The sequence below is a fragment of the Paraeggerthella hongkongensis genome (genome assembly GCF_003726035.1).
In the GTDB taxonomy this organism is placed as follows: domain Bacteria; phylum Actinomycetota; class Coriobacteriia; order Coriobacteriales; family Eggerthellaceae; genus Paraeggerthella; species Paraeggerthella hongkongensis.
Genome location: NZ_QICD01000017.1, coordinates 1 through 25072 on the forward strand (window position 1 = coordinate 1; position 25072 = coordinate 25072).

The window sequence follows — 25072 nt, forward strand, 5'->3', positions numbered from 1 at the left end:
GCCCGAGATCAAAGCAAAACCCCTGATCGTGAGATCAGGCAACAGACTCAAAACACTTCAAAACGTCCGGCTAACTGCACAAACGCCTATTTAAACAAGGGTGTTCGGCTGACTTCGCAATTCAACCTTCTCATGCGTTCTCGTATGCTTCTGCGTGCGAGGGGGAAGGGAAGGCTCTCGTACGGAATGGGGCTGGCGGTTATCGACGGTAGGCGAATCACGCGTGTTGTTTCGCAGCCTCCTGGGGACTCGCGCGATTGCGCAGCCGTGCAATCGCGGGGCGGGCGAAGCGCTCGCGAGCCCACGCTCTACAACCAGGGGGCGGACGGGGTGCCTGCGCCAAGGCCGCGCTCCGTGATCCTAAGGGGGACGAGGCGCCCGCGGCAACCCCGCAGCTAGTCGCCGTTCCCGTGCTCTGTACGCGGCGCATGCAGGTTCTGTGTTCAAATAAACATTTCGGTACGCAGTATTTAACTCATGTTAAAGTTTAGCAACTAAATTATAGGGGTATGGGAAGGTCCGCCATTTGCGTTGCGCAGAATCTTCCCCAGCATGAGAGGAACGATATGCCTGATTCGTTCGGACAGATCAGAAGCGAGCTTTTCGAGCTCATGGGACGCATGAGGCACGGCAGCTTCACGCCGCCGACCCCCGATGGCATGACGCCCTCGGAGGCGCGCACGATCATGGCTGTAGACGAGATGGTTCGTCGCCACGGAGAGGCGCGACCGAATCGCGTGGCCGAGTTCGTGCGCACGACGCCCAGCGCGCTGTCTCAGACGCTTCGGTCGCTTGAAGACAAGAACCTCATAGAGCGCCGTCGCTTGGGCGGGGATTATCGGGGCGTCACCGTCAGCCTTACGCAGGACGGAGAGCGTCTCGCGCAAGAGGGAAGACGTCTTCGCGACGAGTACATTGACCGGGCCATAGCCTATGTTGGGGAAGGAGACATGCGCCACCTGGTGCGCATCCTGGGCAAGATGGCGGAGTTCCGCGAGCAGCACGGCGGCTTGGAGGCTGCGTCGACATGCGGAGGATGCTCATCCGATCCTTCGCGCGATGATGCGCAGAGGGATTGCCCTGTCGATGCGAAAGGCGGCGACGTTTCGTGCGCATAATTCGCTATCTGAAAAACTGCAAGCTCGCGGTGGCACTCATCGTGTGCTTGCTGGTTGTTCAAGCGGCCACGGATCTGGCCCTGCCGAACTACACGTCGCAGATCGTGGATGTGGGCATCCAGCAATCGGGCGTGGAACATGCGGCTACCGAGGAGATGACCGCGAAGACCCATGATGCCGTAGCCATGCTGCTGCCCGAAAACGACGAGCAGGTGTTTCGCGCTGCGTACGATCAGACGGAGCAGGGCACGTACAAACTCAACGATCAGGGACGCAGGGAGATGGATGCCCTCGACAAGATGGTATCCGTCCCCCTCGTGATCGCCCACTACGCCGACAAGATCCCTGATTTCGACCTCGATCAGGCTTTGCATGCCTATCGGGAGGGAATCGTCACGAAGGAGCAGGTTCTTTCGCTGCGCGAGCAAGCCGAAGAGCAGGTGGGGGACAAGGGCGAGGCCATTGTCGAGCAACAGGCCATCGCCGCCGCGAAAGCCGAATACGAAAACCTCGGTTACAATTTGTCCGACATGCAGATGGGCTACCTCGTTCGCGTGGGCCTGTTGATGCTGGGCCTTGCTGCCGTGGGCATGGTCGCTGCCGTATGCGTGGGCTTCATTGCCTCTCGCACGGCTGCGAAGGTGGCTGCGAGCTTGCGTTCCCGGCTGTTTCGCCAAGTGGTCGGCTTTTCGGACGCCGAAGTGCAAAGCTTTTCGGCCGCGTCCCTCATTACCCGAGGGACCAACGACGTCCAGTTGGTGCAGATGGTGATCGTCATGCTGCTTCGCATGGTGCTGTACGCTCCCATCCTGGCTGTAGGCGGCATCATCATGATCTCGCGCACGAGCCTTTCGATGAGTTGGATCATCATTGCAGCGGTGGTCGTCATCTTCGCGGTCATCATGGTGCTCATGCGCGTGGCGCTGCCCAAGTTCCGCATCATGCAGACGCTTGTCGATCGCGTGAACTTGGTGTCGCGCGAGATGCTTACGGGGCTGCCCGTCATCCGCGCGTTCGACCGCCAAGAGCACGAAGAAGCCCGCTTCGACGAGGCCAGCACGCGCTTGATGAAAACTCAGCTGTTCACGAACCGCGTTATGACGTTCATGATGCCGTTGATGATGTTGATCATGAACGTGGTGTCGGTGCTGATCGTATGGGTGGGCGGCAGCTATATCGATACAGGGGCCATCCAAACCGGCGACCTGATCGCGTTCATCACCTATTCGATGGTCATCATCATGGGCTTTCTCATGATCGGCATGATATCGATCATGCTTCCGCGCGCCGACGTGGCCGCGCAGCGCATCAACGAAGTGCTCGAGGCGCGTTCGACCGTGTGCGATCCTTCCGCCGACGAAGCCTGCGATCAACGTCTGGTCGAGCGTACCGACGGGGCTGCCATCGCGTTCAACGACGTGAGCTTCAAGTACGGCGACTCCAAAGAATGCGTGCTCGAGCACGTCGATTTCGTGGCCGAGCCGGGCAAGACCACGGCTATCATAGGCTCCACGGGGTCGGGCAAGTCCACGATTATCAAGCTGATCGAGCGTTTTTACGATGTGACCTGCGGATCCGTTACCGTGGACGGCATCGACGTGCGCGACGTGAGCCAGCACTGCCTGCGCGCCCAGCTGGGCTACGTTCCTCAGGAGTCGTTCCTGTTCAGCGGTACCATCGGTTCGAACATCGCGTATGGCAACGAGGATATGCCCCCCGAGCGCATCGAGGCGGCTGCCTCCATCGCCCAAGCCGGCGAATTCATCGCCTCAAAAGAGGAAGGGTTGGGCGCCCGCGTTTCACAGGGCGGAACGAACGTGTCGGGCGGGCAGCGACAGCGCCTGGCCATCGCCCGTGCTTTGGCAACCGATGCGCGCGCCTATCTGTTCGACGACAGCTTCTCGGCGCTCGACTACAAAACCGATGCCGCTTTGCGTCGCGAGCTGGCGGCGCGCCTGTCCGACAAGACGGTGGTCATCGTGGCGCAGCGCATCTCGACGGTTTTGAACGCCGATTTGATCGTGGTGCTCGACGAAGGCCGCGTGGTGGGAAAGGGCACGCACGAACAGTTGATGGCGTCTTGCAAGGAGTACCGGGAGATCGCGATGTCGCAGCTTTCGGAATCGGAACTGAACGGAGGCGATGCCGCATGAGCGAACGGAAACCTTCCGACCAGCAGCAGGCCGAGGCGCCGCGCCGCGGCCCCTTCGGCGGTCATGGGCCCGCGGGGCGCATGATGCCCGGCGAGAAGCCCAAGGATTTCAAGGGCACGCTTGGCAAGCTCGTCTCGTTCATGGGGCGTTTCAAGGCGGCGCTCGTGGTGGTCGTCGTGTTCGCCATCGGATCGACCGTCTTCAATATCGTGGGGCCGAAGGTGCTCTCCACTGCGACGACCGAGCTGTTCAACGGCATTGTTGCCAAGATCGACGGCACGGGCGGCATTGATTTCGACGCCATCGCGCGCATCCTGGCGTTCACGCTGGGCTTGTATCTGCTGTCGGCAGCGTGCTCGTTCGTCCAGGGCTGGATGATGAGCTCGATCTCGCAGCGTACGTGCTATCAGCTTCGCCGGGCTATTGCCGAAAAGATCGACCGCATGCCCATGGGGTACTTCGAGCGCACGCGGGTCGGCGATACGCTTTCGCGCATAACGAACGATGTGGACACGCTGGGACAGAGCCTGAACCAGGGCGTGACCCAGCTCATCACGTCCGTGACGACCATTATCGGCGTGTTGGTCATGATGGTGAGCATCAACCCGCTCATGACGCTGATCACCGTGCTCATCCTGCCCGTGTCGGTAGTGCTCATCCTGGTTGTGGTGAAGCGTTCGCAGAAGTACTTCGTGGCTCAGCAGAACACGTTAGGCGAGATCAACGGCTTGGTGGAGGAGACGTTTTCGGGGCACGCCATCGTGAAGGCGTTCAACCGCGAGCAAGGTGCGCTCGAAAGCTTCAACAAGACGAACGGACGGCTGTATGCATCGGCGTGGAAATCGCAGTTCATCAGCGGTCTTATGCAGCCCATCATGAACTTCGTGGGAAACCTGGGTTACGTGGCCGTGGCCGTGGCAGGCAGCTTTCTGGCCGTGCAAGGGGTTATCACGGTGGGCGACATCCAGGCGTTCATTCAGTACGTCAAGAACTTCACGCAGCCCATCACGCAGCTGACGCAGGTGTCCAACGTGCTGCAGCAGATGGCGGCGGCGGGGGAGCGCATCTTCCGGTTCCTGGAGCAGCCCGAGGAAGAGCCCGAGCGCGTGTCCGCGCGCACGGTCGACGTCGAGTGTCGCGTGTCGTTCGATCACGTGCGCTTCGGCTACGATGCCCAGAACCCGGTCATCAAGGACTTTTCGGCCGAGGTCGCTCCGGGGCAGACCGTTGCGCTGGTGGGGCCTACGGGTGCGGGCAAGACGACCATGGTGAAGCTTCTCATGCGATTCTACGACGTTCAGGACGGCGCGATACGGATCGGCGGCGTGGACGTTCGCGACTTCGCGCGCGACGATGTGCGCAGCTTGTTCGGGATGGTGCTGCAGGATACGTGGCTGTTCAACGGAACGATTCGCGAGAACATCCGCTACGGCAGCTTGCACGCGACCGACGAGGAAGTGGAAGCGGCGGCGAAGGCTGCGTACGTCCACCATTTCGTCCAGACGCTTCCCCAGGGCTACGACACCGAGATCAACGAGGACGCCAGCAACATCAGCCAAGGCCAGCGCCAGCTTTTGACCATTGCGCGCGCCATCTTGGCCGACCGGCGCATGCTCATCTTGGACGAAGCAACCTCGAGCGTCGACACGCGCACCGAGGAGCGTATCCAGAAGGCCATGGACAATCTCATGCGCGGGCGCACCTCGTTCGTGATCGCGCATCGGCTGTCCACTATCAAGCGCGCCGATCTGATCCTGGTCATACGCGACGGCGATATCGTGGAGCAGGGGTCGCACGATGAATTGCTGGAACTTGGCGGTTTCTACGCAGAGTTGTATAATTCTCAATTCGTTGCATGTAACGACGGTAGCGAGGGGTAGCGCGCGGCGGGCGGGGGTCCGCATGCGAGTCCCTGTCCGCCGCGCCAAGGGCGCGGCGCCGCCGACACGATGAGAATGGAATGCCATGTCCCGGAGCGGGGATCAGAGCGCGAACGTAGAACCGAACGTTGAAGCGAAGCCGAATCAGGAGGGCGCGGGGGTTGCTGCACCCGCAGGCGCGCGTGGCCAAGCGGGATCGACCGATTCCGACGCGCCCGTGCAGTTGGCGGTGTTCGATTTCGACGGTACGAGCATCGACGGCAACTCCCCGGTCTTGCTGGTGGCCCACCTCATGAAGCTGGGCCTTCTGCGCAAGCGCGTGGTCTCCCGCATCCTGCTATGGGCCGCTGCCTACAAGCTGCGCCTTCCGCAGAACGAGGCGCGCGTGCGCGGGCTGGTGTTCACGGCTTTCGAGGGATGGCCTGCCAAGAAGGTGGATACGTTTTTAGCTGACTTCTACGACCACAGCATTGCGCCGATTTTCCGTCCACAAGCCGATGCCGCCATGCGCGCCCATGCGGAAGCGGGCGACGTGGTGCTGGTGGTTTCCGCCACCTTCGAACCCATTATCCTGCGCGCCATGGAGCACCATCCCTTCGCGTACCAGGTGTCCACGCGCATGTGCGTCGCTCCCGACGGCACCTACGAGCGTCGCGTGGAGGGGCTTCCGGTCGAAGGCGAGGAGAAGCTGGCTGCGGTGCAGCGCTTCGGCGACGAGCATTTCGGCCCCGGCAAGTGGGAGTTGGCTGCCGCGTACGGTGACCATCATTCCGATCGCGTGGTTTTGGGCGCCGCGAAACGGGCGTTTGCCGTCACGCCGGATCGTCCGCTCACCCGTACGGCGCGCGCGTGCGGATGGAGCATCCTCAACTGGTAGCCTCTTTGGTTTCGGCGTTTTCGTTTCGCCCGCCCTCTGATTTCCGGGCGCAGTGTTTTTTGGGTTTTGAGTGCATGCCGTGCCGCATGGGTCTCTATCGGGTAAAATGTGACCTCAACATAGTCATTTTTGCGCACGATGTGCAGATACCATACGCAAAGGAGGTTGGGTACATGCTCGAGAACGACGCGAACAGCTCGCCCAGCCAAAACGACGAGCACGATAATTCATCCAGTGAGTACCTTCGCCGAGCTGCGCAGGCTTGCGCAGCGGGCGATGCGGTGCTGGGGATGCACTTGTACCTTGCCGCTTTCGAGCAGGCGCGCCGCGCCGACGGCACGGCGCCCGACGAGGCGGCGCTCGAAGGTCTCAAGCAAGCATGGGCGCTTGCCTGCGCGCTCAAGGAGCGTTCGATTGCCGAGTACGTGTTCGAGCGGCTGGAACCGTACCTGTCTTCCGACGAGACGGTCTCCTGCGCCGAGCAGCTGCAGGGCTTGGCTCTCGACAAGCTGCAGGAGTTCGGCCTTTCGCGCGAGGATCTGGAGGACATGACGGACCTCATTTCGCAGGACTTTCTGGGTTTTGACGGCGCGCGCCTCCTGCGCGTCGAGCACGTGACCGCCCCGGCGCAGCGCGCAGGGAAGGCGAAGTCCGCTCCCGGAGCGGCGGCGCCTGTCGAAAAGGATGCGTCGGCGGATTCCGAGGCCGCGTCTTCTTCCGACGAGGCCAAAGCAGCGGCGGCGCTTGAAAGCGCGGATGCAGCCGGCCATGACGCCGACAGCGCGGCTGTTCTTTCCACGCTTGAGCGCATCACGTATCGAGAGCTGGTGGGATACGATCGAACAGTGGCGCTCATGCGCGATTTCGGAGTGGGTATGCAGGGCGACCCTCAGTTCCAAGAACTGGTCAGGCAGCTGAACGCGCGGCACGGGCTGGATCGCATGCCCGCCGCCGACGCGCTGTTGTTCCGCTCTCCGGCGCGCGAGGATGCGAACCGGTTCATGGTTGCCACGCTAGGCGAGCTGGGCTTGCCTGCGCTGCGCATGCGCATGGAAGAGAACCTGCAGGGCATGCCCGTCCTTTGCGTGATGGCCCAGGCCGACCGCCAGCCTCAGTTGAACGCGGCTCGCAATGCTTTCGAAGGCGCGGGCGTTCTGCTGCTGGAGGATCTTGACCTGTGGGCATCGCCGGTGTCCGAGCCTGCAGGGGACGACTTCGGCGGCTTCCTCATGGCGAGCCTGTCCCGCGGCGCGCGCGAGGCCATCAATCTCATACGCTCGGCTGTCGAGAACCCCGACGTGTTCGTGTTGGCTTCTGCGTCCGAGGCGGGGGAGATCGAGCCGTTCTTCTACGATCTTCTGGAGCCGTTGTCCATTGTCGACATCGATTTCCCTACGGCGTCGGAGCGTGCGGACATTTGGATGGAGATCGCGCGCGAGCATCCTTCGCTGCGCGGCGTCGACCAGGCGGCCCTCGTGCGCTATTCGGCCCAGATGCCTCGCTACGACATCTACATGGCGGCGCGGGAGGCCGTGGAGGAAGCGTACAAGGCAAGCCTTATGGCGCGGCGCTACGTGCCGGTGACGGCGGACAATCTGTTTGACAAGATGGCGGCCTACCAGCCGCTTGACTCGGAGGAATATCGTGCGCTCGAAAATGCGGTGATCAGCGATTTTCGTCGCGACCTCGAGCACTTGGAGGACCTGCTGAAAGGGGAAGAGGGATAATCGATGGACATCACACGACGCTGCGATTACGCTTGCAGGATACTTCGTGCCGCTTATAAAAGCGGTGACGCTTACGTGTCGGTGTCCGATATCGCCGAAGACGAGGGAATTCCCTACGCGTTTGCGCGCAGCATCCAGCACGATTTGGTCAAGGGCGGGCTTATCAAAACGGTGCGCGGAGCGCGCGGCGGCCTAGCCCTCAATTGCGATCCTGCGGAGGTCACGCTGCTCGAGGTCTTGGAGGCCATCCAAGGCCCGGTGAGCGTGTCGTTGTGCGTGCTGGACCCCGAATATTGCGAGAAGCAGAAATCCTGTGCGTACAACAAGTTGTGGCAGGGCGCGGATCGCCTGCTCAACGATTACTTTGGATCCATTACGCTTAAGGATTTGATCGAGCTGGGGGCAACGCATCCCGTGGTGGAGGCGGCTCTTGCGAAGGCTCGCAGCAAGGAGGCTCCCGCACATGCGCCCGCCGACGCTCGCTCCGAGACATGCAGGGTAGCAAGCTGCTCGGTTTCCTGCGCTCATCTGGCCGTCGAGGCTCCGGACGACGCGGTCCCGGAAAGCTCGCAGCCGTGCGCGTAGCGGGTTTCGATTCGGCTTCGTGGCCCGCCGATGCTCCGTTGGCTCGCGAGACGTTCGAGGCCAAGGTTCGCGAAGAAGGGGCGCTGCGCTATCGGGAGCTGCCTTGGCGCTATCTGGACGACCCTTACGCGGTTTTGGTTTCGGAGGTCATGCTTCAGCAAACGCAAGTGACGCGCGTTTTGAAGCACTGGGAGCGCTGGATGTCGCTGTTCCCCACGGTCGACTCGCTGGCTGCGGCTGGCACCGCCGATGTTCTGGCGCAATGGCAGGGGCTTGGCTACAACCGGCGCGCCCTTGCCCTCAAGCGCGCGTGCGAGGAATGTTCCGCCAACCATGGCGGCGCTCTTCCCGACACGGCCGAACAGCTGCAGCAGCTCCCCGGCATCGGCCCCGCTACGGCGGCCGGCGTCATGGCGTTCGCGTTCGGCAAGCCTTCGATCTACATCGAAACGAACGTGCGCACGGTGTTTCTGCATGAGGTATTCCCCCAGCGCGACAAGGTGTCCGATCGGGAGCTGACGCCGCTCGTGGCCGCTACGTGCCCGCAAGACGATGCGCGCGCCTGGTACTACGCGCTTTTGGATTACGGCGCGCATCTGAAAACGCTTGTCGCCAACCCTTCGCGGCGCAGCGCTCATTACGCGAGGCAATCGACCTTCGACGGGTCGCGCCGTCAGAAGCGTGCCGAGCTGGTGCGCGTGGTGCTGGCCGAGCCAGGCATCGGCTTCGACGATCTGGCCGCTCGTCTAGATGCGTTCGAGCGCGCGGCGGGTCGCGACGGCGTGGATGCCGAGACGTTCGACTCCATCGTAAACGACCTAGTGCGAGAAGGGTTCTTCCGCCAAGAAGAAGGTGTCTTCAGGGCGTAGCGTGCGTGCTGTCTGCCTTCGTCTGCGTTCTGAAGTGGGCGCAAAACGGTACCTGGGGCAATTCGCGGGTGCTTGCGCGCGGTTTGAAGCCGCTTGAGTTTTTCATGACCTGGTGTTTTGCTTTTCGCGTGCGGCGATCCGGTGCATAAAGCGCGCCTCCGCCTGTCATAGGCGGCACTTTGCGTCCAGGCTGAGCGCGCGGCCCGCTAAAAGATGGGCGCGCGAGCGGGTCTCTGTGGTAGAATACCTCAATCCCGTGGGGGAGTAGTCGGCGCCGTACGGCGTGGCTGGGTCAACATACTGCTTCGGACGAAGCTGGCCAGCATTAAATGACAAGACTCGCGGTGTGGCGAAGGCGTCGCACCGTGCATTTCCGTAACCGGCGCGCGCCGGTATTTTTATGCCCTGGTGCGGGGAAGAGGCTGCGCGGGGTTTGCTGGGGTTGAAGGCGGACGAGAGGATTGCGCTGTGGGTTTTGTCGAATTGCTGCTGGTGGGCGTAGGTTTGTCCATGGACGCGTTTGCGGTTTCCGTGTGCAAGGGGTTGTGCATGAAGCGCCTGAACATGCGTCAAGCGTTGGTGATCGCGTTGTTCTTCGGAGGGTTCCAGGCGCTCATGCCGCTGATCGGTTGGGCGTTGGGTACCCAGTTCGAGCAGTTTATCACGCCGGTCGATCATTGGGTCGCCTTCGGGCTTTTGCTGATCATCGGCGCGAAAATGCTATGGGACTCGTTTCACGGCGACGATGACGAACAGCTTTCCTGCGCGGTGGACGGGCGACTTGACCTGCGCGAGCTGACGATGATGGCGGTGGCTACCAGCATCGATGCCTTGGCCGTGGGCATCACGTTCGCGTTTCTGCGCGTTGACATCGTGGCTTCGGTGGTCGTCATCGGCGTGACCACGTTCGCGCTTTCCCTTGTCGGCGTGGCGGTGGGGCACCGCTTCGGTGCGCGCTACGAAAAGCCCGCTACCGTCGTTGGGGGCGTCGTGCTCATTCTCATCGGCTTGAAAATCCTGCTCGAGCACCTGGGGATACTGACGTTCTAACGATTCTCGAGAACCTTCCAGGCAGAACCCGGGCCAGCGAAGAGCTGCCCGGTGGAATGGCCGCGATCGGCGGAGGGGCCGGGGAAGAGGTCCGCCGAGCGAGTTCCGCAGCGAAGCGAGGACTGTCTGAGCGATTGGGCCTCTTTCCCGACCCCGGTTCCCATAGGTTGATGCGCTAGCCGACCGGGTAGCTGCCGAGCACCTTCACCTCGCGCAGCTTGAGGCGCAGGCAGTTGAGCGCGGTTTGCACGGGCAGGTCGTTCACGCTGCCTTCCAGGTCCACGAAGAACATGTACTCGCCAAGCGCCTGTTTGGTGGGCCGGGACTGGATCTTGGTCAGGTTGATGCCCGCGTAGGCGAATTCGGACAAGATCATGAGCAGCGCGCCCGCCTTGTCCGCTTGCAGAAACAATGCGAGCGAGGTCTTGAAGCGCTCTCCCTCGAAAACCGGCGGATGCCCCTGGCGGCCGATGAGCGCGAACGAGGTTTGGTTGCCGTAATGGTCCTCGATGCCCGCTTCGGCTACGCGCGCTCCGTACAGCTTCGCGGCGAACGAGTTGCCGATGCCGGCTACTTCGGGATCGGATGCGGCCAGGCGCGCGCTTTCCGCGGTGGAAGACGTGGTGATGGTGGCGCGCCCCGGAAGCTGCTCGTTCAGGTAGCGTCGGCATTGCGCGAGGCCTTGCGGATGCGAGGCAACCGTCTTGATGCGCGTAAGATCGCTTTCGGGATGCACCAGCAAGCAGTGGTGGATGTCGAGCACTGCTTCGCCCAGGATGGTGGCCGAGCTGCGAAACGCGAAGTTGTCGAGCGTGGCCGTTACCGGACCTTCGAGGGCGTTTTCCATAGCTACGACGCCGTAGGCGCAGCGGCCGCGATCCACGCAATCGAACACCTCGCTGAAAGACGGGCATTCCACCAGGTTCGGCTCGTCGATTCCCAAGCGCGCGGCAAAGGACCGCGCGGCCTCGTCGCTGTACGTTCCAGCGGGTCCCAGGTAGGCGAAAGAAGCTTCTGTCAGCGTCATGTTGAATCCTTCTAGTTCTCAGGTTCTCTTTGCATATCGTGTGCTATCATACCCGTTTTGCGACGGGAGAAGTGGTGCACGACAAGAAACCGAACGGTCGCTTGCGTCGATTTACGGCTGGTTTCTTGCGTCGGACTGTTTGCATAGCAGGGGGCGAAACCCGGCAAATGCTGCATCAAAATGCAGGCATGAGCCGAAATGGTGAATACTGTTTGTTACGGCTTCGGACGGCGGTAACACTTTCGCGCCATTTGCGGGTTAAACGTTGCGCTCGCGCACCTTTTCTCCATTTTTGCATAACCGTCGTGGAGAATGCATAAGCAGGTAAGCAAGACGAGAAGCACCTGAGGAGGTGTGCACATGGGAAAAGAGGCCACCGTATCTGAGTTTCAGGATATGCTGGCGGCTCGAGGAGTAAGCCGCCGCGATTTCATGAAGCTTTGCGGCGCGGTCGCAGTTGCCGCCGGGCTGTCCGAACTGGCTGCTCCGAAGATAGCGCAGGCTCTCGAAAAATCCGTGATCGGCGCAACGAAGGGTAAGTTGTACCCGGTCATTTGGATCGAAGGCGCGTCGTGCACGGGTTGCACTGAGTCGTTCGCCCAAGTTGAGACGCCGAGCGCGGCTACGATCGTGCTCGAGATGATCTCGCTCAACTATTCCGAGACGCTTTCGGCCGCTGCCGGTCATTCCGTCGAAGAGGCGAAGGCGCAGACGATCGAAGCCGGCAACTACATCCTTATCTACGAGGGAGCTGTGCTGGAGGGATGGGGCGGCCAGGCTCTGCGCGTCGCCGATGCTCCGGGCACGCATCATCTGGAGGAGGCCGCTGCGAACGCCAACGCGGTCATCGCGCTGGGATCTTGCGCGGTCAACGGCGGTTGGATGGGCGCGCACCCCAATTCTGCGGGCGCCTTGGGCGTTCAGCAGTATCTGGAGAAGGCCGGCATCAACGTTCCGGTGGTGAACATTCCCGGCTGCCCGGCCAACCCCGAATGGCTCGTGTCCGTTTTGGTGGACGTCGTCCTCATGGACAACACGCTGCCCCCGCTTGACAACCAGAACAAGCCCGTCGGCATCTTCGGCCAGACCGTTCACGACAACTGCGAGCGTCGCGGTCATTTCGAGAACGGCGAGTTCGTGTACCAGTTCGGCTCCAAGGAAGAAGCCATGGGCTACTGCCTGTACCCGCTGGGATGCCGTGGTCCTCAGACGAAGTCCAACTGCGGCGTCGTGCTGTGGAACGACCGTCGCAGCTGGTGCGTCCAGGCCGGCTCTCCTTGCATCGGCTGCTGCGAGGCCAACCCCAACGATCCGGGCCAGAACTGGGTCGAGGTCAACACCCCGTTCTACAAGCGCCATCGCGACCTGCGCATCGGCGACTGGATGGTCCAGCCCGGCACTATCGCTTTGGGCATCACCTGCTTCCTGGCGGGCGCCCTGGTCGTGCACGGCTTCGGCATGAAGCTGTCCGGACGCATGGACGGCGGCGCGGACTTCGAGAAGGTGCGCGCTTGGGATGCCAAGCACCCCGACAAGTCCATCGGCAAGTACGACGATAAGGAAGGGAGGTAAGCCTACATGACCCGTTCAGTCATCGACCCGGTCACCCGTATCGAGGGCCATCTCCGCATCGAGATGGAAGTCGAGAACGGCAAGGTCTCCGACGCCTGGGTGTCCGGCGGCTGCTTCCGCGGTATGGAGCTCGTCGTGCAGAACCGCACGCCCGAAGATGCGGCGCAGATCGTGCAGCGCATCTGCGGCGTGTGCCCGGTGTCGCACGCTCACGCGTCCGCCATTGCCGCCGAAAAGGCTTACGGCATCAAGATCTCGAACAATGCGCGCATCATCCGCAACCTGATCGAGGGCGCGCAGTTCCTGCATAGCCACATCTTGTGGTTCTACAACCTGGCTGCGCTCGACTACGTGAACCCGCTCAACGCGCTCAAGGCCGATGCGGCCGACGCGTACGATTTGGCGCAGGCCGCCGGCACGTCCATCAACAGCGACTTCAACGTGCTGAAGGAGCGCCTGACGAACTTCGCCGACAACGGCCAGCTGTCCATCTTCTCGGGCAACTGGTTCGACGCCGAGGACGGCACCGCCTATCAGCTGCCGCCCGAGCTCGACCTCATCTGCACCGCGCACTATCTTGAGGCGCTGACCATGCAGGCGAAGGCTTCGCAGGTTTCCGCTTTGCTGGGCGGCAAGATGCCGCACGTCATGACGATCATCCCCGGCGGCACCGCGTTCGTGCCCACCGATCAGAAGCTCGACGATCTCAAGGGCCTCGTCGACGAGATCTACACCTGGGTTGCCACCACCATGATCCCGGACACCTTGGCTATCGCTCCGTACTACATGGACGCGCTCACCTGGGGCAAGGGTTGCGGTCGCTACATCGCTTGGGGCGTGTTCGAGAACAAGAGCATGGAGATGGCGGATCGCTATCTGCCCATGGGCGTCGTCGACGACAAGCTCAACCTGTCCGACGTGCAGGAGAACCTCATCACCGAGTACATGGGCCGTTCCTGGTACAAGGGCGACGCGACCATGACGTCTCCGTACTTCGTTACGGAGCCGGAGTACACGTCCTACGACGTGAACGACCGCTACACGTGGGTCAAGTGCCCCGCGTACGACGGCAAGGCTTGCGAGGCTGGCGGACTTTCCCGTATCTTGGCTGCGTACAAGCGCAACGTGCCGTTCGTCAAGGAGCACGTTGACGGTCTGCTGGATGCGCTGGGCGCTCCCGGCCAGATCGGCGTTGCCCAGTCCACGCTCGGCCGTACTGCCGTTCGTCAGATCGAGACGCTCTACATCGCCGGCCTCATGAAGGAATGGACCGACGAGCTGGTTGAGGCCGTCAAGAGCGGCGACAGCGAGTACTTCCGCGAGCCCGCCACCATCACCGGCGCCGGCTCGGGCTTCTGGGAAGCTCCGCGCGGCGCGCTTTATCACAGCGAGACCGTCAAGGACGGCAAGATCGATGGCTACCAGATCATCATTCCGTCCACGTGGAACTTGGCTCCCATGAACGGCAACGGCGAGAAGGGCCCGCTGGAGCAGGCGCTTATCGGCGTGCCCGTGGGTGATGTGGAGAAGCCGATCAACGCTTTGCGCACGGTTCACAGCTTCGACCCCTGCACGGCATGCGCGGTGCACGTCACCGAGCCGGCCACGGGCAAGAGCTTCGAAACCGTCACGAGCCCGTGGGGGGTGAAGTAACATGGCGCACTTGGCACATTATCGCGAAGCGCATCCGATGCCCTTCGTCATCACGCACTGGATCAACCTGGTTGCGATGGTCCTGTTGATCGTCACCGGCTTCGCTATCCACTTCCCGTTCTGGCCGCTGTTCATGGGCATTGCCCGCGGCGTGCATGTGTTCTGCGGCTTCGTGCTGTTCATCAACTGCATCGTACGCGTGCTGATGGCGTTCTTCGTCAAGTCCGCTCCGGACGGCGGTACGCGCTATCAGGTTACGGACTACAAGACGTGGCTGCCGCAGGCTGACAACCGTCACCAGCTGGGCGCGTGGATCAAGTACTATCTGTTCCTGAAGAAGGACCATCCGTTGGGCGCCAAGTTGGGCGTGCCCCAGAAGATCAGCTACCTGCTGATCCCCGTGCTCATCGTCGTCATGTTCTACACGGGTCTTGCCCTGTGGGCTCCTACGATGAACCTCGGGTTCTTCGCTGCCGGCACCGACCTGGTGGGCGGTCTTATGTCGATGCGCATCATCCACTACTTCATGATGTACATCTTCATCTGCTTCATGTTCATTCACATTTACTTGGCGAACATCGAGGGCATTTCCCCGACGCTGCTCATGTTCTTCTGGAAGGAGCACGGCGGCTTGGTCTACGATCCCGAGAAGCATACGATCGTGGGCGAGGACGACCTGCATCACAAAGAGAAGGCGTAAGCACTCTTCGTCGAAAGCGGCATAACGTACGAACCGGGCCGGATCCCTTATGGGGTCCGGCCCGGTTTTTTCATCGGCTGGCAGGTTTTTCGCGCTTGCGTACTCGTCCTTGCGCTTAACGTGCGGCTTCGATGAAGCGGACGAAGGCATCTGCTTGTCGTTCCAGATAAGGGGCGGACGCGTCCAGCTTAAGGACGCCCCCTTTGGCTTGCGAGCCAACGTGCGGTATGCAGAGGCGGGGCTTGTTCATGACGCGCACGTTGAGGTAATTCAGCATGCAGGCAAGTTGCTCTTGTGCATGCTCGGCGCCGCTCATGCCGATGCTGGCTCCCGAAAGGGCTACGGGCTTGCCTACGATGACCGGTCCTTCCGTTGCGCTGACCGGTCGCGAGAGCCAATCGAGAAGGTTTTTAAGCGGCCCGGGAATAGCATGGTTGTATTCGGGGCTGAACAGCCATACGCCGTCGGCGTTGCGAACGGCTTGCCGTACGCGAGCGATGGCGGGAGGCTCGGGGTGTTCGGAGTCTTCGTTCATAAAGGGAACGTCGTCCCAGTTCAGAATAGTGAACGTTACGTTGGGGTGTCGCTGTTTCAGCAGTTCGCCCGCCGCCTGTGCAACTTGGAGATTGTAGCTGCCCATGCGTTTCGACCCTACGATGGCAAGTACGTTCATGTGCTCTCCTTCCGCTTTGCCGGACCCTCCCGTAGAAGGGTGCTTCGTGGACTATAATGGCAGGGAATCATTGAGGTTTCGAAAAGGATACCGAACTGTGGCTGAATTAACCGAAGAGCAAATCGCGCAAGAAGAAAAGTTCTTGGAAGGCGTGCCTCGCGTCAACGTGGGCGCGTTGTTCCTTCCTCCCATCTGGGGGCCGGCTCACGGCATGTGGGCCACTATCTTGTTCTACCCCCTATGGCTGTTCGCGGACAACACGTTCTATGCGGCGTTCGCACAGCGCACGCCCTTGGCCATCGGCGTTGCGGTTCTGGTGCTGCTGACGTTGACGGCCGGGACGGTGGCGTTTTCCATCGTGGCGCAGCCGTTCGCCGCGCATCGGGCGGCCAAACGGGGCGTCGACAAGGAAGCGTACTTGAAGCGCGAACGCGTTTGGGCTGTTGCGAGCGTGATCATCGGGCTGTGCATGCTGGCGGCGGCGACGTACTACAACCTGGTCGTGCGTCCGACGATTGGGGCGTGACGGCCATGATGGCGGATGATGCTGCGAAGGGCTGCGACGACGCCCGCGCTTTGCGTTCCATCGCGGTTCTGTGCGTGGGCAACAAGCTCATGCTCGACGACGGCGTAGGGCCGGCCGTGTACGAGGAGCTGATCGAGCGCTACGAGATTCCCCAGAACGTGCAGCTGTTCGATTTGGGGTGCCTCAGCCTTGACATGCTCGATTCCGTTCGTGCGTTCGACATGATCATCACGGTGGACGCCGTGGACGGCACCGATGCCGAGCCGGGCACGGTGTTTCGCTTCGAGCCCGATGCCATGGCGCGCCGAAGCGGAGCCAGCGCATCGCTGCACGACCTCAAACTGATCGACCTGTTCGATTCCGCTGCGCTTCTGGGATACCGGGCGGAAGGCCTGTGCTTGGGCATGCAGGTGGAGAACGCCTCGCCCGCCGTGGTGACCATCGGGCTGACGCCGCGCGTGCATGCGGCCCTGCCGCTTCTGGTCGATACCGTGGCGGGGGAGCTTGCGCGCTTGGGCTCGCCGCTTTCTCCGAAGACGCTCCGCTAGCGTTCGTTCTGCGCATCGCTGCGGGGTGGCGGCGCGTCAACGCGGCATCTTCGATTCGGTGACGGTCGCCTGGTGCTTCTCCTGCGCGCAAGCATGCGCGCTATCGTTTTCGGGAAACGGTAGGATCGCGCGCTGCGCGGTTAGAAGGAGATGCACGTCTATGCTTATTCACACGATCAGCGCGTACGAAACTTCGGCAGAGGATTTTTTCGGTCGTTTGGCCGACTGGCGGGTCGATATGCTGCTTGATACGCGCCTAAAGAACACGAACCAGCTTTCCGGTTTCACTAAACGCGATGACCTGGCGTTTTTTGCTGACAAAGTGGCGCATGCGCAGTATGCGCACGACAAGCTGTTCGCTCCGGCTCCCACGATGCTCGAGCGCTACCTCAACGGCAACATAGGGTGGGAAGGTTACGCGAGCGCCTATCGTGCCGACATGGAAAAGCGCGCGGCGGTCGCGCGGTTCTTCGAACGGTACGGCGATTTCGAATCGGTTGCGCTTGTCGGCACGGCTACGCGCAAGCGCCGCTCCCATACCGAAGTGCTCGCGAACATGCTTCAGGAGGCTTTGAAGTCATAAGTGCCGATCGTCGCGTTCGGCTTTACGCGGATGGAGCAGGGCTCTTGGATCGGCGAGGACCGGCCCCGGCGGCCACGCACCGATCGGGATGCCATTGCTCCCGTGGCTGCCTGCGCGAGGTCGCTGCTGGACGAGGTGGTGCGACCGTAGCGCTGCGGAGTGCGGTGCGCGCTGTGCCACGCCGATGCGGGATTGCCCATCGTAGCGCTCGGCCGGCCGCCGTACAATGGGCCGGACGGAAGGGAGCGTGCGACATGGTTCGATGCGATGCGGCTATCGCGGATGCGATGATGGTGAACGTAACGGCTCAAAAAGAGCTCGAGAGCTTGGAGATATTCGAAGCCGAGCGGGGGCGCGTGGCGTTTCGGCTCGACGTGCCGCAGGAGGTGCTGAACTATCACGGCACCATCCACGGCGGCTTTTTGGCGACGTTGTGCGAGATCGCCGCAGGTATGGCGGCGTATTCGTGCGGCGTGAGCAACGTGGCGTTGACGAGTGCGGTCAACTTCGTCAAAGCGGTGGGGGCCGGCCCCCTTGTTGTGAGGGCGAACACGTCCCACGAGGGTCGCAGCACGGTGATCGCGCATTGCCGGGCCGAAACGCCCGAGGGGCGGTTGGTGTGCGAGGCTACGTTCACGCTGTTCGTGCTCGGGCCGCTTGAACGAGCATAGTGGTCCGAGTTCTCGGGCGCTATCCGAGCAGCTTCGCGATCTTCTCCATGCGCTCGGCGATCGGCACGCCGAAGGGGCATCGGGGCTCGCACGCCTGGCAGGCAATGCAGTCCGCTGCCGTGGCGTCGAGGACGTCGTAATGCGCCTTGACCGATGCGGGGGCTTCGCCTTGGACGGTCGCCAAGTCGTAGAGCTTGTTCGCCATGGCGATGTCGATGCCGGAGGGGCAGGGGGCGCAGTGCCCGCAGTACGTGCACTGGCCGTAGTAGGCGTGTTTGGGCGCATGGGCCAGGACGGTCGCGTAATCCTTCTGAGCGTCGTTCGCGGTTTCGTAGCGCACGGCGTCGGCAACGTGCTCCGGCGTGTCGAATCCTGCCAGGATGCTGGCGGCGGCGGGCCGCGTGAGCGCGTAGTGAATGCATTGGATGGGCGTGAGGGCCACGCCGAACGGCGAAGCTTCGGCGTTGAACAGGCGGCCTCCCGCGTACCCTTTCATGACGGTGAGCCCCACGCCCTCCCGTTCGCAAAGCGCGTAGAACTCGGCTCGAACGGGGTCCATGCCCTCGAGCGCGTCGTCGTAGTCGAAGGCGAACGCCGTTTCCAGGCTGGTCGTGGCTGGCAAAAGGTCGAAAGCCGGGTTAACGCTGAACATGATGACCTCGATCTTGCCCGAACGCGCCGCCGCCTGCGCCACGTCGGGGCGATGCGTGGACAGCCCGATATGGCCGATAGCGCCGCTTTCCTTGAGGTCTCGCACGTAGGCGAAGAACGGCCCGTTCATGATCTGCTCGAACTCGTTCAGGTCGTCCACGTAATGGATCATGCCCACTTCCACATGGTCGGTCCCCAGGCGCGCGAGCAGGTCTTCGAACGCGCTTTGCGCAAGGTCAAGGTCGCGCGTGCGCACGTACTGCCCGTTTTGCCAGGTGGATCCTATGTGGCCTTGGATGATCCAGCGATCCCGGTTGCCTGCGATGGCCTTTCCCAGGTTGCTGCGCACGGCGGGCTCGGCCATCCAGCAGTCCAGAACGTTGATGCCGGCCTGCGTGCAGGCGTCGACGACGGCCTGCACTTCGTCGGCGGGCTTGCGCTCCATCCACTCCGCTCCGAACCCGATTTCGCTCACTTCCAAGCCGGTTTTGCCCAGTTTGCGATAGCGCATATGGTTCCCCCTTCGATCGTTCGATTCGCTGTTTGCGCGCAAGGTCGAGGTCGCGCGTGCGTTCGAGCCTACGCTTTGCCGCAGTTGGGGCAAAGGTCGCAGATGAAGCACTCGCCGCATTTCGGGCGCCGCGCGATGCAGGTTTCGCGGCCGAACAGCACCCATTGGTGGTTGATGGGCCCCCACCATTCGCGTGGGTACAGCTTGAGCAGCGCATCCTCGGTTTTCGCAGGCGTGTCGGCGGAGGGTCCTGCAAGCTTGAGCTTGTGCGCGATCCGGAACACGTGGGTGTCCACGGCGATGCCCTCCACGATTCCGAACGCCTCGTTGAGCACGACGTTCGCGGTTTTGCGGCCCACTCCGGGAAGCTTCTGCAGCTCGTCGATGTCGCGCGGGATCTGGCCGCCGTACTCGGACACCACCAGTTGCGCGCACTTGATCACGTTCGCGGCCTTCGTTCGGTAGAACCCGATGGTTCGGATGATCTCTTCGACGTCGGCCGGGTTGGCGGATGCCAGGTCGGCTACGGCAGGGTAGCGTTCCCAAAGCGCTGGCGTTACCTTGTTGACGCCCTTGTCGGTTGTTTGGGCGGACAGCAACACGGCGATGGTCAGCTTGAACGGGTCGCCCCAGTAATGCAGGGCGCATTCTGCCGCGGGGTAGTGTTCGTTCATGCGCTGCGCGATTTCGATGGCGCGCTCGCGTTTCGCTTTCACGGTTTCGCGGGGCAAGGGATCCTCCTTTGCGGGATGCGATGCGGATGCGGTCAAGTATAGTGAACTTTCGGGTCGGTGTCTGCTTGCAAGGCGGGCCACGGGTGTTTTCGGCTTCGCTGGTCGGCTGGTTTCGAGGTCGTGTCAAATCGAGCGAGTTTTGCTGGTCCTCAATCAAGAATAAAGCGGGCTGGCAAGACTTTGACCAGGCATGATGAAAAACGTCCTTAGGCGATTTTGCGCGGGAAGGCGAAAAATCGCCTCAAAACTCGTCCGTTTTGGCAGGACTCGGAACCGCTGATGCAAACTGCCTGTTGCGAAGCGGGCGAATCGAAGGCGAGGGAGCGGCTTTCGTCGATGTTCTTTGTCGGTTGCCTCCGCTTTCCGCGCAGGCTTTGAGGTACACTGGTCGACGCTCGTCCGCGCTGATGCACGGCGGGCGCATACGCACCAAAGCTTCAAGCCGCCAGCTGCGGCTTTTCGTGCTGCTCGGATAGAGAAAAGGGAACGACCATGCTCATCGACTCGCTCACGTTCGCACTGGAGAAATCCGCGTGCCTCGACGCGTTTTGGGGCAAGCTGGATGCGGGCGAGGACGGCGCGCTCGGCGTGGCGAACTCGGCGCGCCCCTTCTTGATTGCCGCCCGTTTCGCGCACAAGCCGCAAACGACCCTGGTCGTGGTGGCGGGCGAGGACGCGGCGGTGTCGTTCGCCCGCAGCGTGGCGGCTTATCTGGGCGATGAGCGCGTCATCCGCTTTCCCGAGCGAACCGACTATCCGTTCAACCCCAAGCCCAGCGACGCGAGCGTCGTGGCGCGGCGCATGGAGGCCGTTCATGCGCTTTCGACCGGACGGCCGGCCGTCGTCGTGGCCAGCGCGCGCTCGCTTGTCCGCATGCTGGCTCCTGTGGGGTCGTCGGTTGCGACGCCGGTTGTTTTCGAGGCGGGAAAAGAGCTGGTCGCCATGGAGGGCGCCGACGCTGCGGGCATCGCTTCGTTCGAGGATGTGGCGCGTGCTCTGGAGGAGCGCGGCTATCGCAACACCGGAGAGCTTGACGGGCCGGGCACCTTCGCCGTTCGCGGGGGCGCGATCGACGTGTACCCGGGAAATTTGGTGTACCCGGTTCGCTTGGACTTCTTCGGCGACGAGCTGGACGAGGTGCGGCGCATCGTGCCTTCCACGGGGCAGACCATCCAGGCGCTCGCCTATGTGGAAGCGTATCCCGTGATGGAGTTCGCGTGCTCGAAAAGCGCTCTTGCCCGGGCCCGCAAGAAGCTTGAACGCCCAGCTCAAACGAATGCCGCCCTGCGCGATGCGCTTGAGAAGCTGGACGGGGGCCTGCGCTTCGACGGGTCGGACATGCTGCTGCCCTACCTGTACAACGAGACGGTGACGTTGGGCGCCTATCTTCGTCGCGACGCGCTTTCGGTGCTGGTGGAGCCACGTTCCCTATTCGACGACATGACGCACGTCTACGACGATATCGCGGGCCGCGCGAAGGGCACGGGCATCGCCCTCAAGGGGCTGTACGCCGAACCCGGCGCGGTCAGCTTCGGGGAGGGTCAGCGGGCGACTTACGTATCCATCATGCGCGTGGGCGGGCATGTGGACGACGAGCTTCCCGTGAAGCGCGTGGAGGTGGCGGGGCATCCCGACAAGCTGTTCGGGCGTTTGCGCAGTTTGGTGGACACCGACTACACGACGGTGTTCAGCGCACCGAACTTCAGGGCGCGCCAGGACATGAAGCTGGCGTTCGTGGATCATGGACTGCCGATCCAGGAGACGCTCGATATCGAGCAGGATCCGGGCGAGACGGAGGGCGCGGCCAAACGGCGGCTGCGTCGCGGCGTGGTGAACGTGGTGGACGTGGACGTGCCGCTGGGCATGATCATACCGAAGGCCAAGCTTGCGGTGATCAGCGTATCCGACACGCAAGGTGCCTCGACAGCCCGTCCGAGCAGGCACGTCGACATCACGGAGATCACGTTTCCCTACAAACCGGGCGATTACGTGGTGCATGCCGCCCACGGCGTGGCCCACTTCAAGGAGCTTGTCCGCCGCGATGTGGACGGCACGGCGCGCGACTACCTGTTGCTGGAGTATTCGGAAGGCGACAAGCTGTACGTGCCGGTGGAGCAGCTGGATCGCGTGACGCGCTACGTGGGGCCGGAGGGCGCGAGCCCACGGCTTACTCGCCTGAACACGGCCGATTGGTCGCGCGCCATGAAGAAGGCGCGCGCCGCCACGAAGAAGCTCGCCTTCGATCTGGTGGACGTGTACGCGCGTCGCGCCACGGTGCAGGGCTACCGCTTCGAGGCCGACACGCAAGCGCAGCGCGAGATGGAGGAGGCGTTCCCTTACCAAGAGACGCCCGACCAGCTTGCCGCCATCGCCGACGTGAAGGCCGACATGCAGTCGGCCAAGCCGATGGATAGGCTGGTGTGCGGCGACGTGGGCTTCGGCAAGACCGAGGTTGCCCTGCGCGCCGCGTTCAAGGCGACCCAGGATTCGAAGCAGGTGATGGTGCTGTGCCCGACCACCATTTTGGCGCAGCAGCATTACACCAACTTCAAGGAGCGCTGCGAGCCGTTTGGCGTGACGGTGGAAGTGCTCTCGCGTTTCCGCACACCGGCCCAGCAGGCGGCGGCGCTTGCTGGCTTCGCCGACGGCGGCGTGGACGTTTTGGTGGGAACGCATCGCTTGCTCTCCCGTGACGTGAACCCGCACGATCTGGGCCTGGTCATCATCGACGAGGAGCAGCGTTTCGGCGTGGGCCACAAAGAGCAGATGAAGAACCTGCGCGAATCCATCGACGTGCTGACGCTTTCCGCAACGCCCATTCCGCGCACCATGCAGATGTCGCTTTCGGGGGTTCGCGACATGAGCTTGATCCTCACGCCGCCCGACGAGCGGCGCGCCGTCGAAGTCCACGTGGGCGAATGGGATCCCGACGTGGTGAGCGGTGCTATTCGACGCGAGCTGGCGCGCGGCGGACAGGTGTACTACGTGTCGAACCGGGTGCGCTCGATCGACGAAGCCGTGCGTCGCGTGACGGCGGCTGCGGGCGAGGCGCGCGTGGGCGTGGCTCACGGCCAGATGACGCGCGAACAGCTCGAGCGCGTCATGGAGGATTTCAGCGCCGGCGAGCTGGACGTGCTGGTGGCCACCACCATCATAGAGAGCGGCATCGACAACCCGCATACGAACACGCTCATCATCGAGGATTCGCAGCGCTTGGGCCTGGCTCAGATGTACCAGCTCAAGGGCCGCGTGGGCCGGTCGTCCACGCAAGCGTACGCCTTCTTCATGTTCCCTGAGCACATGGAGCTCACCGAGGAGGCCGCGGCGCGCCTGACGGCGTTGAGCGAGCACACCGACTTGGGCAGCGGCATGCGCATCGCCATGCGCGATCTGGAGATTCGCGGAGCGGGCAGTCTCATGGGCGCCGAGCAGTCGGGCAACATGTCCGCCGTCGGCTTCGACCTGTTCGCGCAGATGCTCGCTCAAGCCGTGACGGCCACGCGCGAAGGCGACCTGAAGGCCGTCGATCAGCTGCCGCCGGCGCTGTCCGACATCACGGTGAACGTGCCGGGCCATACCTACCTTCCTGAGGACTACGTGCCGGAGGCGGACGAGCGCGTGCTGTGGTACCGCAAGATCGCATCGGCGGCGACCGAGCAGGCCGTCGAGGACGTGTACCGGGATATGGCCGACAAGCGGCCCGATATGCCGCAGGCCGCGAAGAACCTGTTCGACAAAGCGCGCATCAAGGCGTTCGCGAACGAGCACCATATCAGGACCGTTTCGGTGACGGCGGGTCGTTTGGTGGTGGAGCCTATCGACGTGTCGCGCGACCAGATGACGCCTTTGCGCCGTGCGGGCGGGCGCTACCTGGCCGACAAGCGCAAGCTCCAACTGCCCCTGCGCTATTTCAAGCTTGACGAGGGCGACAACCTTTTGGGGCCAGTCGCCGAGTTCCTGAAAGAGCTGGCAAAGTGACGGGCGAGGCCGTGCGGGCGGGCGAGGCGTTTTTCCGTCAGCGTTTCTGGCGCGGGATCGCGGCCGCCTTGGTGGGCGCGTCGCTGTGGGGCTTCTCGGGGGCGTGCGCGCAGTTCCTGATCGCGGGGTACGGGGCTTCTCCCGCGTTCATCACGGCGGCGCGCATGCTGGGGGCGGGCTTGCTGTTCTTAGCGGTGCTGCTGGTTCGCCAGCGCGCGCATGTTCTGGCGATGCTGCGCGATCGAGCGACCTTGGCGCGTTTGGCGGTGCTGGGCGTGGCGGGGCTGTATCCTTCCCAGATCACGTACACGATCGTCGTCGAGTACACGAACGCCGGTACGGCCACCGTGCTGCAATGCATGGGTATCGTGTTCGTCATGCTGTACGCGTGCTTGGCTACAAAAAAGCTGCCGCAGCGCCGCGAGCTGGTCGGTTTGGTTTTGGCGATGGCTGCAACGTGGCTCATCGCCACGCAGGCCGATCCCGGAGCGTTCGCGGTGCCGGTGGAGGGCCTGCTGTGGAGCGTTGCCAACGGTTTGGCGGTTGCATTCTACATCGTGTACCCGAAGCGTCTGTTCGCGCAATGGGGAAGCTTGCCCGTAACGGGGCTGGGCATGTTCGCGGGCGGGCTTGCGGCGTTGGGGATGTGGCTGGCGGGCGCGGCCTGGGGCCAGCCGCCGGTCGTGCCCAGCTTCGACGCGATCGGCTGGGCGGTGGTCGCGGCGATCATCGCGGTGGGCACGTTCGCGGCGTACGGCCTGTACCTGCACGGCGTGTCGGTGGTGGGCCCGGTGAAGGGCAGCCTGCTGGGGACGATGGAGCCGCTGGGCGCTACGGTGTTCGCGGCGCTTTGGCTGGGGACGGTGTTCACGGGCGCCGATTGGGCGGGCTTCGCGCTTATGGTTGCCATGGTGTTTCTGGTTACCGGGCAAGAAGCCGCAACCGAAGGGCAAGACCGCTAAACGCTGTCTTTCAGCATGAAGCTT

Annotated in this window: 21 protein-coding genes; 17 read left to right on the forward strand and 4 right to left on the reverse strand. The window is 62.7% G+C overall.

Annotated features, from left to right (window positions below; all coding sequences use genetic code 11):
* Nucleotides 1-566: 566 nt before the first annotated feature.
* The 8 genes from DMP08_RS08525 (at nt 567) to DMP08_RS08560 (ending at nt 10259) form a co-directional block, all read left to right on the forward strand.
* The gene (locus DMP08_RS08525; RefSeq protein WP_123192494.1) at nt 567-1118 is read left to right on the forward strand and encodes a MarR family winged helix-turn-helix transcriptional regulator; all 552 of its coding nucleotides are present in this window, start codon (nt 567-569) and stop codon (nt 1116-1118) included.
* Nucleotides 1109-3271 carry an ABC transporter ATP-binding protein gene (locus tag DMP08_RS08530; RefSeq protein WP_123192495.1) on the forward strand — a complete coding sequence of 721 codons (2163 nt, stop codon included), beginning with the start codon at nt 1109-1111 and terminating at the stop codon, nt 3269-3271. The genes DMP08_RS08525 and DMP08_RS08530 overlap by 10 nt, the downstream gene beginning before the upstream one ends.
* Nucleotides 3268-5151, forward strand: a complete 1884-nt coding sequence (locus DMP08_RS08535) for an ABC transporter ATP-binding protein (RefSeq protein WP_123192496.1) — start codon at nt 3268-3270, stop codon at nt 5149-5151. Before DMP08_RS08530 ends, DMP08_RS08535 begins: the two co-directional genes overlap by 4 nt.
* Before the next feature lie 85 nt (nt 5152-5236).
* On the forward strand, nt 5237-6028 hold the full coding sequence (locus DMP08_RS08540; protein WP_123192497.1) for an HAD family hydrolase: 792 nt from the start codon (nt 5237-5239) through the stop codon (nt 6026-6028).
* A 173-nt stretch (nt 6029-6201) separates the two neighbouring features.
* Complete coding sequence (locus DMP08_RS08545) at nt 6202-7755, forward strand: ribonucleotide reductase subunit alpha (protein ID WP_123192498.1); 1554 nt, start codon at nt 6202-6204, stop codon at nt 7753-7755.
* 3 nt (nt 7756-7758) lie between these two features.
* Nucleotides 7759-8340, forward strand: coding sequence for an RrF2 family transcriptional regulator (locus tag DMP08_RS08550; RefSeq protein WP_123192499.1), 582 nt, complete (start codon nt 7759-7761; stop codon nt 8338-8340).
* Nucleotides 8331-9209, forward strand: a complete 879-nt coding sequence (locus tag DMP08_RS08555) for an HhH-GPD family protein (RefSeq protein WP_123192500.1) — start codon at nt 8331-8333, stop codon at nt 9207-9209. The genes DMP08_RS08550 and DMP08_RS08555 overlap by 10 nt, the downstream gene beginning before the upstream one ends.
* Nucleotides 9210-9677: 468 nt before the next feature.
* Nucleotides 9678-10259, forward strand: a complete 582-nt coding sequence (locus DMP08_RS08560; protein ID WP_123192501.1) for a manganese efflux pump MntP — start codon at nt 9678-9680, stop codon at nt 10257-10259.
* A 175-nt stretch (nt 10260-10434) separates the two neighbouring features.
* Here DMP08_RS08560 and pheA read toward each other — a convergent pair whose 3' ends face one another.
* Nucleotides 10435-11286, reverse strand: a complete 852-nt coding sequence (gene pheA / locus DMP08_RS08565; protein ID WP_123192502.1) for a prephenate dehydratase — start codon at nt 11284-11286, stop codon at nt 10435-10437.
* Between the two features lie 360 nt (nt 11287-11646).
* Here pheA and DMP08_RS08570 point away from each other — a divergent pair, with 360 nt between their 5' ends.
* Genes DMP08_RS08570 through DMP08_RS08580 form a run of 3 tightly spaced genes read left to right on the forward strand, consistent with a single transcriptional unit; the run spans nt 11647 to nt 15211 of the window.
* The gene (locus tag DMP08_RS08570; protein WP_123192503.1) at nt 11647-12858 is read left to right on the forward strand and encodes a hydrogenase small subunit; all 1212 of its coding nucleotides are present in this window, start codon (nt 11647-11649) and stop codon (nt 12856-12858) included.
* 6 nt (nt 12859-12864) lie between these two features.
* Nucleotides 12865-14511, forward strand: coding sequence for a nickel-dependent hydrogenase large subunit (locus DMP08_RS08575; RefSeq protein ID WP_123192504.1), 1647 nt, complete (start codon nt 12865-12867; stop codon nt 14509-14511).
* Nucleotide 14512: 1 nt separating this feature from the next.
* A complete protein-coding gene (locus tag DMP08_RS08580) occupies nt 14513-15211 on the forward strand; it encodes a cytochrome b/b6 domain-containing protein (protein WP_123192505.1) in 699 nt (232 codons plus the stop codon).
* Between the two features lie 115 nt (nt 15212-15326).
* Here DMP08_RS08580 and DMP08_RS08585 read toward each other — a convergent pair whose 3' ends face one another.
* Nucleotides 15327-15884, reverse strand: coding sequence for an NADPH-dependent FMN reductase (locus DMP08_RS08585; protein ID WP_123192506.1), 558 nt, complete (start codon nt 15882-15884; stop codon nt 15327-15329).
* Between the two features lie 97 nt (nt 15885-15981).
* Between DMP08_RS08585 and DMP08_RS08590 the strand changes: the two genes are divergently transcribed.
* The 4 genes from DMP08_RS08590 (at nt 15982) to DMP08_RS08605 (ending at nt 18212) form a co-directional block, all read left to right on the forward strand.
* Nucleotides 15982-16410 (forward strand): viscotoxin-A3, encoded by a 429-nt coding sequence (locus DMP08_RS08590; RefSeq protein ID WP_114565878.1) that lies wholly within the window; start codon nt 15982-15984, stop codon nt 16408-16410.
* 5 nt (nt 16411-16415) lie between these two features.
* The gene (locus DMP08_RS08595) at nt 16416-16958 is read left to right on the forward strand and encodes a hydrogenase maturation protease (protein WP_244596892.1); all 543 of its coding nucleotides are present in this window, start codon (nt 16416-16418) and stop codon (nt 16956-16958) included.
* 160 nt (nt 16959-17118) lie between these two features.
* Entirely contained in the window at nt 17119-17541 is a 423-nt protein-coding gene (locus DMP08_RS08600; RefSeq protein WP_123192507.1) for a DUF488 family protein, N3 subclade, read from the forward strand.
* Nucleotides 17542-17795: 254 nt separating this feature from the next.
* On the forward strand, nt 17796-18212 hold the full coding sequence (locus DMP08_RS08605; RefSeq protein WP_123192508.1) for a PaaI family thioesterase: 417 nt from the start codon (nt 17796-17798) through the stop codon (nt 18210-18212).
* A 19-nt stretch (nt 18213-18231) separates the two neighbouring features.
* Here DMP08_RS08605 and DMP08_RS08610 read toward each other — a convergent pair whose 3' ends face one another.
* Nucleotides 18232-19374: an aldo/keto reductase gene (locus DMP08_RS08610; RefSeq protein ID WP_123192509.1), complete on the reverse strand. Its 1143-nt coding sequence runs from the start codon at nt 19372-19374 to the stop codon at nt 18232-18234.
* Nucleotides 19375-19442: 68 nt separating this feature from the next.
* Nucleotides 19443-20105, reverse strand: a complete 663-nt coding sequence (nth, locus tag DMP08_RS08615) for an endonuclease III (RefSeq protein ID WP_123192510.1) — start codon at nt 20103-20105, stop codon at nt 19443-19445.
* Between the two features lie 495 nt (nt 20106-20600).
* Between nth and mfd the strand changes: the two genes are divergently transcribed.
* On the forward strand, nt 20601-24086 hold the full coding sequence (mfd, locus tag DMP08_RS08625; protein WP_123192512.1) for a transcription-repair coupling factor: 3486 nt from the start codon (nt 20601-20603) through the stop codon (nt 24084-24086).
* Nucleotides 24083-25048 (forward strand): DMT family transporter, encoded by a 966-nt coding sequence (locus tag DMP08_RS08630; RefSeq protein ID WP_244596890.1) that lies wholly within the window; start codon nt 24083-24085, stop codon nt 25046-25048. The genes mfd and DMP08_RS08630 overlap by 4 nt, the downstream gene beginning before the upstream one ends.
* The last annotated feature ends 24 nt before the right edge of the window (nt 25049-25072 follow it).